The organism is Thiofilum flexile DSM 14609, from assembly GCF_000380185.1.
Lineage (GTDB): Bacteria > Pseudomonadota > Gammaproteobacteria > Thiotrichales > Thiotrichaceae > Thiofilum > Thiofilum flexile.
Genome location: NZ_KB904751.1, coordinates 83,855 through 97,613, shown reverse-complemented (window position 1 = coordinate 97,613; position 13,759 = coordinate 83,855). Strand labels below are relative to the sequence as shown.

The 13,759-nt window shown below is 45.2% G+C and carries 10 protein-coding genes; 1 reads left to right on the top strand and 9 read right to left on the bottom strand.

Annotated features, from left to right (window positions below; translation table 11 throughout):
* Positions 1–44 precede the first annotated feature (44 nt).
* Positions 45–761 carry an ISAs1 family transposase gene (locus A3IK_RS0104450; RefSeq protein ID WP_425425409.1) on the top strand — a complete coding sequence of 239 codons (717 nt, stop codon included), beginning with the start codon at positions 45–47 and terminating at the stop codon, positions 759–761.
* Between the two features lie 429 nt (positions 762–1,190).
* Here A3IK_RS0104450 and A3IK_RS0104445 read toward each other — a convergent pair whose 3' ends face one another.
* The 9 genes from A3IK_RS0104445 to A3IK_RS0104405 form a co-directional block, all read right to left on the bottom strand.
* A complete protein-coding gene (locus A3IK_RS0104445; protein WP_020558776.1) occupies positions 1,191–2,930 on the bottom strand; it encodes an acyl-CoA dehydrogenase family protein in 1,740 nt (579 codons plus the stop codon).
* A gap of 10 nt (positions 2,931–2,940) precedes the next feature.
* The gene (locus A3IK_RS0104440; RefSeq protein WP_020558775.1) at positions 2,941–3,870 is read right to left on the bottom strand and encodes an electron transfer flavoprotein subunit alpha/FixB family protein; all 930 of its coding nucleotides are present in this window, start codon (positions 3,868–3,870) and stop codon (positions 2,941–2,943) included.
* 11 nt (positions 3,871–3,881) lie between these two features.
* Complete coding sequence (locus tag A3IK_RS0104435; protein WP_020558774.1) at positions 3,882–4,634, bottom strand: electron transfer flavoprotein subunit beta/FixA family protein; 753 nt, start codon at positions 4,632–4,634, stop codon at positions 3,882–3,884.
* Between the two features lie 144 nt (positions 4,635–4,778).
* Positions 4,779–6,398: an acyl-CoA synthetase gene (locus tag A3IK_RS0104430; RefSeq protein ID WP_020558773.1), complete on the bottom strand. Its 1,620-nt coding sequence runs from the start codon at positions 6,396–6,398 to the stop codon at positions 4,779–4,781.
* Positions 6,399–6,556: 158 nt separating this feature from the next.
* Positions 6,557–8,149: a hypothetical protein gene (locus A3IK_RS21275; RefSeq protein ID WP_020558772.1), complete on the bottom strand. Its 1,593-nt coding sequence runs from the start codon at positions 8,147–8,149 to the stop codon at positions 6,557–6,559.
* 198 nt (positions 8,150–8,347) lie between these two features.
* A complete protein-coding gene (locus tag A3IK_RS0104420; RefSeq protein WP_162596613.1) occupies positions 8,348–8,740 on the bottom strand; it encodes a hypothetical protein in 393 nt (130 codons plus the stop codon).
* Between the two features lie 75 nt (positions 8,741–8,815).
* Positions 8,816–10,318, bottom strand: coding sequence for a SpoVR family protein (locus tag A3IK_RS0104415; protein ID WP_020558770.1), 1,503 nt, complete (start codon positions 10,316–10,318; stop codon positions 8,816–8,818).
* Positions 10,319–10,324: 6 nt separating this feature from the next.
* Complete coding sequence (locus A3IK_RS0104410; RefSeq protein WP_020558769.1) at positions 10,325–11,590, bottom strand: YeaH/YhbH family protein; 1,266 nt, start codon at positions 11,588–11,590, stop codon at positions 10,325–10,327.
* Between the two features lie 85 nt (positions 11,591–11,675).
* Positions 11,676–13,595 (bottom strand): PrkA family serine protein kinase, encoded by a 1,920-nt coding sequence (locus A3IK_RS0104405; protein WP_020558768.1) that lies wholly within the window; start codon positions 13,593–13,595, stop codon positions 11,676–11,678.
* Positions 13,596–13,759 lie beyond the last annotated feature (164 nt).

Sequence of the window (13,759 nt, the reverse complement as noted above, 5' to 3'; positions counted from 1 at the left end):
CACCGCTCCACTTAGTCTCGGCTTGGGCGAGTCAGCAACAGTTGGTGTTAGGTCAGGAGGCGACAGCGGAGAAGTCCAATGAAATCACCGCGATCCCTTTGTTGCTGANTAAGCTGTCGGTGGAGGGTTGNCTGATNACGATTGATGCGATGGGGACACAAAAGACNATTGCNACCNCCATTCTGCAGGCCGGTGGGGAGTATCTGCTAGCCGTGAAAGACAACCAGCCCTCCCTAGCCGAAGATATCCGGCTGTTCTTCCAGCAGCCTCCTAGTGGGGTNGTGCTAGAAGAGCATACTCAGGTCGAGAAGGATCATGGTCGGCTGGAGCGNCGGCGCTGTCGGGTGTGTAACGANGTCGCTTGGCTGAACGANCNNCATGAGNGGGCNGGCTTNGCCAGTCTCGTCTGCGTCGAGTCTTGGGTCGAACGTAGACGCGGCGGGCAAGAGAGCTATGCCGTNCGCTACTACATCAGNTCCCTTGCTCTGAGTGCGGCGTCTGCCTTGTTTGTGGTACGTTCCCATTGGGGGATTGAGAACCGACTCCATTGGGTCTTGGATGTGCTGATGCAGGAGGATCGGGCGCGTAACCGTACCGGCGATGGGCCTCACAATTTCTCCCTCCTACGCCAGATGGTGACTAACTTACTCCGCTACAACCAGACGAATAAGCATAGTCTCAAAGTACGGCGCAAGCAGGCCGCTTGGTCAACCGATTATCTCGCCGAACTCTTGGAGCCTCTTATTCCTCTACAACAATAAAGATTCAAGCGATTGCCCTGGCTCCCATGGCTTTTCAACTGCTGAATGAGTTGATAGAGCAAAGCATTTTTATTGCTATCAATAGCAGGATTAGTATTGGTGTAGGGCTTATTAGGCACAGTATCTAGCTTAGCTGTATTAGAATAAGCCCTAGTTCTATTATTCACTCCATACCCTGAAGTGGTATTCAAGGATGACACCATCATGAACTCCTTAGATAATAAGTTTATTTATATTTAGTTCATAATCATCCAAAAAAGTATCTAGACCATCCTAGTGGGTAGAATAAATGAGATAAAAGGTTAAGGGGTTTTTGTGGCTAAGCTCTCTTTTTAACCGTATCAAAATAGCAAAAAAGGTGAATGAGCGCAGGACGTTGAGAGGATCTCAACGCCACTGATATGCTCTATGACTATGTGCTAGTCGCGCTTAAAACTGATCCTCGGCAAGTGCCATAATCGCCGCACTACCTGCTTTGATCGCTGCTAGATGGCTTAAAGCTCGTAGCAGCAAATGATCATGATAGAACTGAGCAGTAATAACTTTAGCCTTTAAGTACTCAGGATCACCTTCACCTTGGGCTAGTTGATTTTGTGCAGCCTGTGCGCCTTTGATGAGCAACCAGCCACCACAGAGATAGCCCATCAGCATCATTAAATTAACACTCGCACTCCCCGCTAATTGAGGATCACTCGCTGCATGGCTTAGGATAAACTCACGCGCAGCTTGTCCAGCCGCTAAAGCCGGTGCGAAATTAGGATAAGCACTCGCGTCTAATTCTGCCATTTCTGCCAATAATAAGCCTAAACCCTGTCCTTGATCAGCCAGCGTTTTACGCCCTACTAAATCGGCGGCCTGAATACCCGTCGTGCCCTCATAAATCGTCAAAATACGTGCATCACGATAATGCTGAGCGGCTCCGGTTTCTTCGATATAGCCCATGCCCCCGTGAATTTGTACCCCTAAATAGGTTAATTCTTGAGACAACTCAGTGAGCCAACCTTTCACAATCGGGGTATATAACTCGACTCGTGCAGCATGAAACGCGGCTTTGTCACTATCCGACTCATACCGCGCCCGATCGACTTCGGCAGCAGCAACAAAGGCTAGCGCTCGCATTGCCTCTATGCCTGATTTCATAATCATCAGCATCCGCCGCACATCCGCATGCTCAATAATCGGAATGCGTGAACCATCACGGCGCGTACCTTGCAGGCGGTCTTTAGCATATTGACGCGCTAGCTGATAAGCCCGCTCGGAAATAGACAACCCTTGCAAGCCCACCGCTTGACGCGCGTGATTCATCATGGTGAACATATAGGGCAAACCTTTATTGGCTTCCCCGATTAAATACCCCACCGCATTATCAAACAGCATCACACAGGTCGGACTCGCATGAATACCCATTTTATGCTCTAAGGATAGACAATGCGCAGCATTACGCGCCCCTAAGCTACCATCAGCATTCACCACATACTTAGGCACAATAAAGAGCGAAATCCCCTTCACCCCAGCCGGCGCATCGGGCAAACGAGCCAAGACCAAATGCACGATATTCTCGGTCATTTGATGGTCGCCCCAAGTGATAAAAATCTTCTGCCCACTAATTAAATAATGATCGCCCTGAGGGACTGCTTTGGTTTTAACGGCGGCTAAATCAGACCCTGCATCTGGCTCGGTCAGGTTCATGGTTCCCGTCCACCCACCCGAAGCTAGGCGCGGTAGGTAGATGGATTGCAACTCATGACTCGCATGATGCCCAATACTCTCCATCGCCCCTTGGCTCAGCATGGGGCATAAGGCATAGGACATATTCGCCGCCTGCCAAATTTCATTCACGGCCGTACCAATCACATTCGGTAAAGCCTGACCACCGAATTCCTCAGCCGCCCCTAGTGATAACCAACCCGCTTCAGCAAATGATTGATAAATCTCTTTAAAACCGGCAGTTTCCTGTACACCCTTTTCACCCAAAGTCGGCGGATTTTGATCCCCAAACCGATTCAAAGGTGCGAGTACTTCAGTAGCAAATTTACCCGCCTCTTCCAAAATCGAGGCGGCTAGATCCGTATTGACCTCGTCTAATCCTGCTCGCTCACATAAAGCATCGAACTGCACCACATGGCGCAATACAAATTCAGCATCTTGAGAATTGGCTAAATAAGTCATAGCGTAGTCCTCACAGTTTGGCGGTCAATTCAGGTACAGCACTAAATAAATCAGCTACTAAGCCATAGTCAGCCACTTGGAAAATCGGTGCTTCGGGGTCTTTATTAATCGCTACAATCACCTTCGAGTCTTTCATCCCCGCTAGATGTTGAATCGCCCCTGAAATACCCACCGCAATATAAAGCTCCGGTGCAACGACCTTACCTGTTTGCCCGACTTGCATATCATTTGGCACAAAGCCCGCATCCACCGCAGCTCGTGATGCACCGACCGCAGCATTGAGCTTATCGGCTAGCGCATAAATAACCTTAAAGTTTTCACTTGATCCGACGCCACGCCCACCGGATACCACAATACGGGCAGCCGTTAACTCAGGGCGATCTGATTTCACGACTTCCTCACCCACAAAACGGGTTTTAGTCGCTTCAAATACTTCACTGACCGACTCTAGACTCGCACTTCCGCCCGTATTTGCCGCCGCAGGAAACGCCGTACCACGAATTGTTAAGAGCTTAATTGCATCGGAATCTTGTACCGTCGCAATGGCATTGCCTGCATAGATCGGGCGTTTGAACGTATCAGGACTCACCACCGCAATCACATCACCAACTAAATTAGCATCTAATAAAGCCGCAACCCGTGGCATTAAGTCTTTACCTGTAGCGGTAGCAGGCGCTAATACATGAGTATAATTTTTGGCTAAAGAGGCGACTAACTTGGCCTCATTTTCGGCGAGATGCTGAGCATATGCCGCATTATCAGCCAATAGCACTTTATCCACCCCAGCAATCGCTTGAGCGTCCGTAGCCACTGCTTGACAGCCTGAGCCAATCACAGCAATGGCAATCGAACCACCAATCGCTTGTGCAGCACTTACCGCATTTAAAGTGGCGGATTTAAGGGTTTGATTATCATGTTCAGCAATCACTAAAATATTCATTGTTCTACTCCTTAAATCACACGGGCTTTATTTTTTAAGCAATCGATTAGGGCATCAACACTCTCGACTTTGATTCCCCCTTGACGCTCCGCAGGTGCCTCTACTTTTAAGAGCTTAATACTTTTTTGCAGGCTAACCCCTAGCGCTTCTGGCGTGGTCGCATCTAAGGTTTTTTTCTTGGCTTTCATAATGTCAGGTAGCTTGACATAACGCGGCTCATTCAGACGGAGATCGGTCGTCACAATAGCCGGTAACGTCAAACCTAAAGTTTGTAAGCCCCCATCAATTTCGCGTGTTACCACAGCCTCATTCCCCTCAATCACCACTTTAGAGGCAAACGTTGCTTGAGGATAATCCAGCAGTGCAGCGAGCATTTGTCCGGTTTGGTTATTATCCGAATCAATCGCTTGTTTGCCTAATAAGACTAACTGTGGTTGCTCGTTTTGCACGACTTTAGCCAGTAATTTAGCGACAGTTAGCGCGTCCAGCTCCGTATCCACAGTCTCAACCCAAATCCCCCGATCTGCCCCCATTGCCATTGCTGCCCGAATCTGATCTTGTGCCGCTTTAGGCCCAATAGTCACGACGACAATTTCAGTGGCTTTGCCCGCTTCTTTTAAACGCACCGCTTCTTCTACGGCAATTTCACAAAAGGGATTTAACGCCATTTTCACATTAGCCAGATCGACATTACTCTGATCAGACTTAACCCGAACTTTGACGCTGTAATCAATCACTCGTTTTATCGCAACTACTATTTTCATATCACACCTATATCCTATTAAAAAATATTCATTAGTCTGGTGGTGCTCCAGAGAAGGGGTAATTAAGCACTGTTAATTACCCCAAAAGGCTCAAGCAAAGTGGAGGAGTAGCTACTGTGTTTGAGCCTTATTAAACGGTAATATCTAAGCTTTATTAGCCCATTGCCGCAAAACAAATTTTTGTACTTTACCTGTTGAGGTACGCGGCAAATCAACAAAGATCACGGTTTTAGGCACTTTAAAACGTGCCATATGTTGGCGGCAATATTCGATTACCTCGGCCTCGGTCAGTACCGCCCCCTCTACTAATTTGATAAAGGCACAAGGCACTTCACCCCATTTTTCATCTAATTTAGCCACTACTGCGACATCTTGAATGGCGGGATGACGATAGAGGGTATCTTCTAACTCAATACTGGAAATATTCTCGCCCCCTGAAATAATAATATCTTTAGAGCGATCTTTAATCTCAATATAGCCATCAGGATGCCATACCGCTAAATCACCGGAATGGAACCAGCCGCCCTCAAATGACGCTTCGGTGGTTTTAGGGTTTTTCAGGTAGCCTTTCATGACAATATTGCCGCGCATAAAGACTTCACCTAAGGTTTGACCATCTTGTGGAACGGGTTCTAAGGTATCGGGATTCGCCACCATTAAGCCTTCTTGCAGCGGCGCACGCACCCCTTGACGAGCTTTCAGGCGGGCTTTTTCTGTAACCGAACGCTCATTCCATTCGTCTTTCCACTCTGATACCACGCAAGGGCCATAAGTCTCGGTTAAACCATAGACATGGGTTACACTAAAACCCATTTCTTCCATGCTTTGAATCACCGCAGCCGGCGGCGGTGCTCCGGCAGTCATCACTTTAACGGGATGATTGAGGCGGGCTTTAGCCTCAGCAGAAACACCGGCAATCATGCTCAATACAATAGGCGCACCGCAGAGATGATCGACCTTTTCCTCAGCGATTAAGTCGACGATTTTATCCGCTCGCACATGGCGCAAACACACATTCACCCCAGCAATAGCGGCTAATACCCAAGGAAAGCACCAACCATTGCAATGAAACATGGGTAGAGTCCACAGGTAACGCGCCTGATTCGGCATACCCCAAGACAGTATATTACTGACCGCATTGAGATAGGCACCTCGATGGTGGTAGACCACACCCTTAGGATCGCCCGTGGTACCAGAGGTGTAATTGAGACTAATCGCATCCCATTCATTCGCAGGACTCGACCAACTAAAAGCCGGATCACCTTGAGCAATAAACTGCTCATAGGTCATTTCACCTAATAACTCCCCGCCTTCAAAACTCGGATCATCAATATCAATCACCGGCGGTGGGTTATCCATCAGGGCTAAAGCCTGCTTGACTATAGGCGTCATTTCACGCTCGGTAATGAGGAGTTTGGCTTCAGCATGTTGCAGGATAAAGGCGACGGTGGCGGCATCAAGACGGGTATTAATTGAGTTTAATACTGCCCCCACCATGGGTACACCAAAGTGAGCTTCAAAATGTTCGGGTAGATTAGGGCAAATAATAGATACCGTATCACCTACCCCAATACCGCGTTGACTTAATGCACTGGCTAATTGGCAACAGCGGGCATAGGTTTCTTGCCAAGTACGTCGTACCTCGCCATGAACGACAGCAAGCTTAGTAGGATAAATATCGGCGGTGCGTTTTAAGAAACTTAAAGGACTCAAAGCCTCATAATTAGCAGCAACAGAGTCTAAATGCTGTTGATAAATATTCATACCTCCCCCTCCTCATGAACGTCACAATATCTACCTTAGCTTAAGCCCTCATCATCTGTCACGCAAAAAACACTGTTTTATAAACACGTCAACTTCCTAACGTCGGGTATAATGAGCAAAGACCTAGATTAGGCGACTTTGCCCGTTATACCACTCGATTAGTTCATGAAGTCATCGCCCTGATTAGGTGTGATGGTAAAGGTATACACCGTCGGAGCACCAGGCTTTACTTGTATAGTCTCGCGTCCGCGCATGCCACGGTAACGAATATTCACTAACACGGGCTGCGCGGGTAGATGCAGCTCAGCAGAAGCCACGCCACGGAATCTCTCCAGCACATTACCCTGTAAATCTGTGACGGTAAAATTCACTGCTAGCGGACTATTATCAACCCCAGATACCGCATATAACTCTAAGCTTCCCATCGGGGTAGCAAATTGCGGTGCTTCATTAGGATTTTGTATGGTGTCTACTTCGCTTCCGGGCGTATAGGGCTGCATCTGACGGGTAGGCGCTGGAATAGGCGCTCGCTCAATTCTCAAGCGTGGATCGTCAGAGGAAGTTAAAGGCGGATCAATAGGCTCCACAATCGGTTTATTCAACTCTGGCATCGGTAAAGTTTCCACAGGAGGAACTGTGACCTGAATCGGTGCTGATTGAGCTGGAGTAGAGCTAGGCGTCTTAGCAACGGACGGAGCTGGCCTCAATACGGGTTCATTTTTAACGACTGCTTGTAGACTAAAGGTAGCACGGGTGGCTTTATCCTGTGTCACTTTGAGTTCTTGTACTAAATCCACGCGGTCTTTTGCTTTGACCGTGATTTTATAGTTACCCGGCTCTAAGAGAAAATCGGCGGACGTGGTATAGGTTTTGCTCGCAATATGTACCCCATTCGGTTTTTGCACATAAATATTGGCGCGTACCGCTTCCCCACTACCGGATGCTTTAACCAGCACTTGCAAAGTACCCTCTTGTATAATCGGAGCGGTATTCGTCGCAGGTGTCGGTTCGTTCACGGCAGCAGCAGTCATACTAGGAGGGAGGTTAAAGTTTTCTAATTGAACTTGATTCCCTACTATTTGCACGGTGCGGGTATTGCGTTTGCCTTTAATACTGACCGTGGCTTTATAGGTGCCTGGTGGTAATTCAAAGATACCCACATCCGTATTTTGCTGCATAGCCACTTGTACGTCTTGGCTATCGGTAATAATAAAATTCCCCTTGGGTTTAGCATTGGCATTGGTGGGGTCAATTAATACTAACTGTAATTTACCTAGCACAGGAGCGGGCACGGGTATATCAACCATTTGGGGGCTAGATGCTGCTGTATTAGTGGCAGGTGCGGTGGTCGTAGCTGGTGCTGGCTGAGTGCGTACTGTTGGCGGAGTATTAGGAACACTGGCCTGTGGTGTACCTTGTAGCGTGGGGGTATCCGTCGCATCTGGAGGCTCTATAGTCTCTGGATTCATCTCAGCCTCAGCATCAGACTCCACAATACTCGGTTTTTCTACCGGAGGGGTCACCGCTGTAGGTGTCTCTGCTGTCGTAGGGGTCGTGCTAGGAGTAGTCGTTTCAGGTGTTGGCGTAGGTACGGTAGCAGGAGTGGGTACGGTAGCAGTGGTGGTCGTTGTGGTATTAGGTGCGGGTGTGCTAGCAGGACGCTGTAGGGTACTTTTCAGCCCTACCACCGCAAAAACAATTAATACGCCTAAAAATAAGCCTATCGCTAAGCGCTTGACTAAAGTACTCATACGGATATGCGCTCCCTGTTTGTAGCATATGAAAAAACCAAATACCCACAACTAATCAAGCATTAGCTGAGCGATTTGGCTCAATAAATAATGGTGTTATGATTCACTAATTTAGTGGGAAATGAAAGAGGATCACATTAGCCAAAGATCGTCCTAGGTACAGTAACCCAGTAAACGATCAACGACTAATCAGGACATTTACGTCCTAAGCTCGGTAGGTGGTGTAGCAGGTTTGCCGCTTTCTTTAGCTTCACTCTCAAACTCCGGCTCAACTCTATGAGCTAATTGATAACTCACACCCCATTTCGCCCAAATGATTAAAGCCAAAGCCAGCACCACAATCAACGCTGAAAAAACCCACGATGCTTGAGGCCAATATTCTAGCAAAGCTAAAGGCGTAAATAACATGACAATCGCTGCATACTCAATCCAAGTATGCTTACCTTTCACGACTAACCGTGCTTCACACCACTGACATTCCGTCACTAAACGCGGCATGGTTCCTTTTTTGTCCGTACACATACGATGCCGAACGCCATGGCACCCTACTTTATGACAATTGAGGCATTCCGCTGTGTTATGATCTTCCATAGCCCTACTTACCTAAAAAATCAAAGACGCTACTAGCCACACTAGTAGCTTCGCACAATAACCAACGTATTATAGTTAACTCGCACCTAAACGATAGCTTCGCGCCCGACGTCCATCGGGTTCGACCGAATTTAAATGTACATCATAACCCCAAATATGGTGAATATGGCGTAACATTTCATAGGTATCATTGCCTAAAGGGCGACGCTCATTCATATAATGACTCAGTGTTAACGAGCGATCTCCGCGTAAATTGACACTTTCAACCTGAATATCTGGCTCACGGTAGCTTAGATTATATTGCTGTGACAAGGTCTCGCGTAAGGCGCGATACCCTTCATCATTGTGAATCGCCTTCACTTCAATCGCATTTGCCCGATCATCATCTTGCAAGGCAAAAAAATGAAAATCACGCATAATTTTAGGCGACATAAATTGGAGAATAAAGCTCTCATCTCGATAATTACGCATGACATAATTAAGCGTATCAATCCAATTAGAGCCTACAATATCAGGGAACCACACCTTATCTTCTGCCGTAGGATTTTCGCAAATACGACGAATATCCTTCATCATGGCAAAACCTAAGGCATAGGGATTAATTCCCGAATAATAACGACTATCAAAATCCGGTTGCGCTACCACATTAGTATGAGAAGTTAAAAACTCCATCATAAACCCCTCATTGACCAAGCCCTCATCATACATTTCATTTAATAACGTATAATGCCAAAAGGTAGCCCAGCCCTCATTCATGACTTGGGTTTGACGTTGGGGGTAGAAATACTGCGCCACTTTACGCACAATACGGATAATTTCGCGCTGCCAGTTTTCCAACATGGGCGCATTTTTTTCCATAAAGTACAAAATATTTTCTTGTGGATCAGCCGGGAAATTTACTTCTTCTTTAAGCGCTTGACCATTCTGTTTACGATTAGGGATAGTACGCCATAAATCATTAATATGTTGTTGGACATAAACTTCACGCTCTTTTTGACGTTGTACTTCTTCAGCGGCTGAAATAGGTTTAGGGCGCTTATAACGATCGACACCATAATTCATTAAGGCATGGCACGAATCCAATAATTGCTCCACTGCTTGAACCCCGTGGCGTTCCTCGCATTGAGCAATATAATTTTTAGCAAATAGCAAATAATCAATAATCGCATCCGCATCCGTCCAGCTACGGAATAAATAATTCCCCTTGAAAAAAGAATTATGACCATAACAAGCATGTGCAATCACTAATGCTTGCATAGTCAAACTATTTTCTTCCATTAAATAGGCAATGCAGGGATTCGAGTTAATCACTATTTCATACGCCAGCCCCATACGTCCACGCGAATAGTTTTGCTCAACGGATACAAAATGCTTGCCATAAGACCAGTGATTATAAAACACTGGCATACCGACCGAGGCATAGGCATCCATCATTTGATCAGAACGAATAATTTCAATTTGATTAGGATAAGTATCGAGTTTGAATTTATCCCGTGCTATGCGACCAATTTCTCGATCATAGGCTTGGATGGTTTCAAACGTCCAATCTGAGCTGGTAGATATTAATTTACCCGTCATGGTTAATTATCCTTTATCTATCGTTTTTTGAAATAGTTCGCGGAAAACCGGGTAGATTTCAGCATTATTACGCACCCGCTGTATAGCAAAACGGTCAGCATAATCACCTTGTAAATGCTCATATAAATGCCATAAACCCTGTGGTTGCCTATCACCAATTTCAATATAAGTTAAATACTGCACGGTTGGTAAAATATCTTCAGTTAATATTTTATGACAGCGCATATTATCTTCTTGCCAATTATCACCATCCGAGGCTTGGGCAGCATAGATATTCCACTCATCGGGTGAATAACGCGCCTCAATCACTTCAGCCATTAACTTTAAGGCACTAGAAACCACCGTCCCACCTGTTTCGCGTGAATAGAAGAAGGTTTCTTCATCGACTTCCTGCGCTTGAGTATGATGACGAATAAAAATCACATCGATTTTTTCATAATTTTTCTTCAGGAAGAGATACAGCAGGAAGAAAAAGCGCTTTGCTGTATCTTTAATATCCTGAGTCATAGAGCCAGAAACGTCCATGACACAAAACATCACCGCTTTAGGCGAGGGTTTAGGGATTTTAACTTGTAAGTTATATTTCAAATCAAAATCATCTAAGAAAGGTATGGCATTTAACCGCACATTGAGGCGATTAATTTCTTCCTCAACGACTAAACGCCGTGCCGCTTCAGACTCAGGTAATGTTTCTAATTCTGCTTTTAATTCACGTCGCTCACGTCGCGCTTTACCCCCTAATGCCATACGCCGTGCATAAGCACTTTTTAGCGAGCGGACAATATTGAGCTGATTGGGATTACCCACCTCACTCACACCAGCACGCCGAGTATCAAACGAATCACTACCAACTAATTGGCGCTTAATCATATTAGGTAAGGCTAAATCCTCAAACAAGTATTCTAAAAACTCTTGCTGAGAAATTTGAAACGCAAAATTATCCTCACCCTCCCCACTATCACTCGCATCACCCGAACCAGAACCACCCGACCCGCCTTGAGGCCGAGGGATTTTATCGCCTTGAATAAACTCTTTATTACCCGGATGCACTATTTCACGGTTACCGCCAGAACCATGATGAAAGATAGGCTCAGAAATATCTCGTTTAGGGATATTAATATTTTCGCCCTGTTCCATATCGGTCATATTACGACGACTGACTGCATCGGACACAGCTTTGCGAATTTGGTTATGATAACGTTTAAGAAAGCGCTGGCGGTTTACCAGACTTTTGTTTTTGCTATTAAGTCGGCGGTCAACAACATAAGCCATATAGCTCTCCTTGTATTATTTACCCATAACCTATTAGGATTTTAAACAACCCCATATTGCTATGGAGTTGTTTATTATGACGCTTTTATTGTGATTTACGCACGCGTAAATACCACTCGGACAATAACCGTACTTGACGCTCGGTATAACCACGCTTCATCATACGATCCACGAAATTATCGTGTTTACGTTGCTCTTCTGTTGAGGATTTAGCACCGTAAGAAATAACAGGTAATAAATCTTCAGTACTAGAGAACATTTTCATTTCAATAACGCGACGTAATTTTTCGTAACTCGTCCAAGCAGGGTTTTTGCCACCATTATTGGCACGTGCTCTTAATACGAAATTTACAATTTCATTACGGAAATCTTTAGGATTGCTAATGCCCGCTGGTTTCTCGATTTTCTCTAAATCAGTATTTAAAGCGGCACGATCTAAGAAATCACCGGTTTCAGGGTCACGATACTCTTGGTCTTGAATCCAGAAATCAGCATAGGTCACATAGCGATCAAATAGGTTTTGACCATACTCTGAATAGGACTCTAAGTAAGCTGTTTGAATTTCTTTACCGATGAAATCAATATAGCGCGGTGCTAGATATTCTTTAATATAAGAGACATAGCGATCTTGAATATCTGCTGGGAATTGCTCCTTCTCGATCTGACGTTCTAATACATACATCAGATGTACAGGGTCAGCGGCAACTTCAGTGGCATCAAAGTTAAATACTTTAGAGAGAATCTTAAAGGCAAAACGAGTTGATAACCCAGCCATACCCTCATCAACACCCGCAGCATCTTGATACTCTTGAATGGTTTTAGCGCGTGGATCAATATCTTTGAGATTTTCACCATCGTAAATACGCATTTTTGAGTAAATACTGGAGTTCTCAGGTACTTTTAAGCGCGACAATACTGAAAACTGTGCTAGCATTTTTAAGGTATCAGGCGCACAGGGTGCTTTTGATAAAGAGCTATTTTGCAGTAGTTTTTGATAAATATTAATTTCTTGAGTAACACGTAAACAATAAGGGACTTTAACAATACTCACCCGATCGATAAAGGCTTCATTGTTACGATTATTTTTAAATGCTTGCCATTCTGACTCATTCGAGTGAGCTAAAATAACACCATTAAATGGAATCGCACCAATACTTTCAGTGCCGTTATAGTTTCCTTCTTGGGTTGCCGTTAATAAGGGATGCAGAACTTTAATAGGAGCTTTAAACATCTCCACGAATTCCATTAACCCTTGATTAGATAAGCATAAACCACCAGAGTAGCTATAGGCATCGGGATCATTTTGTGGATAATCCTCAAGCTTACGAATATCAACCTTACCGACTAATGCAGAAATATCTTGATTATTCTCATCACCGGGTTCAGTTTTAGAAATAGCAATTTGATTCAAGCGTGAAGGATAGCGTTTCACCACTCTAAAGCGTGTAATATCACCACCAAACTCTTTTAGGCGTTTCGCTGCCCACGGTGACATAATGGTTTTTAAATAACGCTCTGGAATACCATAATCTTCTTTTAAAATGGCCGCATCTTCTGCGCTAAATAAGCCCAAAGGTGATTCATTAACCGGTGAGCCTTTAATACAATAAATGGCTTCGTTTTCCATTAATGCTTTAAGGCGCTCCGCTAATGACGATTTACCACCGCCTACGGGCCCTAATAGGTAGAGAATTTGCTTGCTTTCCTCTAAACCTTGAGCGGCATGTCTAAAGAAAGACACGATTTGCTCAATGCTTTCTTCCATACCATAAAACTCGTAGAAAGCAGGATAGCGGCGAATCATTTTATTGGAGAAAATACGGCTTAACGTTGGATCGCGTGAGGTATCTACAATCTCAGGCTCGCCAATGGCCGCTAACATACGTTCCGCAGCACTAGCATAAGCTATACGGTCTTTCTTACAGAGCTCTAGGTATTCTTGTAGAGAATACTCCTCTTCTTGGAAAGACTCATAACGTGATCGATAATGATCAAAAATGCTCATTCCTTACCCCTTACAGCACAGCGTGGTGTTAGCCCTATATGCTGAGTTACATTGTCAAATGGTCACGGTAGTTTTAAGATGACTCTCACAACTACCTGATGATGATCTTAGGCGCAAAAAAGCTACTTCTTCAAGTTTAGACCGTATTTATAGGAGAAGATCCC

What these genes read in the sequence shown, in the direction of transcription:
- A3IK_RS0104445 (WP_020558776.1), bottom strand. Translation starts at nt 2,930, where the DNA reads ATGACTTATTTAGCCAATTCTCAAGATGCTGAATTTGTATTGCGCCAT.
- A3IK_RS0104440 (WP_020558775.1), bottom strand. Translation starts at nt 3,870, where the DNA reads ATGAATATTTTAGTGATTGCTGAACATGATAATCAAACCCTTAAATCC.
- A3IK_RS0104435 (WP_020558774.1), bottom strand. Translation starts at nt 4,634, where the DNA reads ATGAAAATAGTAGTTGCGATAAAACGAGTGATTGATTACAGCGTCAAA.
- A3IK_RS0104430 (WP_020558773.1), bottom strand. Translation starts at nt 6,398, where the DNA reads ATGAATATTTATCAACAGCATTTAGACTCTGTTGCTGCTAATTATGAG.
- A3IK_RS21275 (WP_020558772.1), bottom strand. Translation starts at nt 8,149, where the DNA reads ATGAGTACTTTAGTCAAGCGCTTAGCGATAGGCTTATTTTTAGGCGTA.
- A3IK_RS0104420 (WP_162596613.1), bottom strand. Translation starts at nt 8,740, where the DNA reads ATGGAAGATCATAACACAGCGGAATGCCTCAATTGTCATAAAGTAGGG.
- A3IK_RS0104415 (WP_020558770.1), bottom strand. Translation starts at nt 10,318, where the DNA reads ATGACGGGTAAATTAATATCTACCAGCTCAGATTGGACGTTTGAAACC.
- A3IK_RS0104410 (WP_020558769.1), bottom strand. Translation starts at nt 11,590, where the DNA reads ATGGCTTATGTTGTTGACCGCCGACTTAATAGCAAAAACAAAAGTCTG.
- A3IK_RS0104405 (WP_020558768.1), bottom strand. Translation starts at nt 13,595, where the DNA reads ATGAGCATTTTTGATCATTATCGATCACGTTATGAGTCTTTCCAAGAA.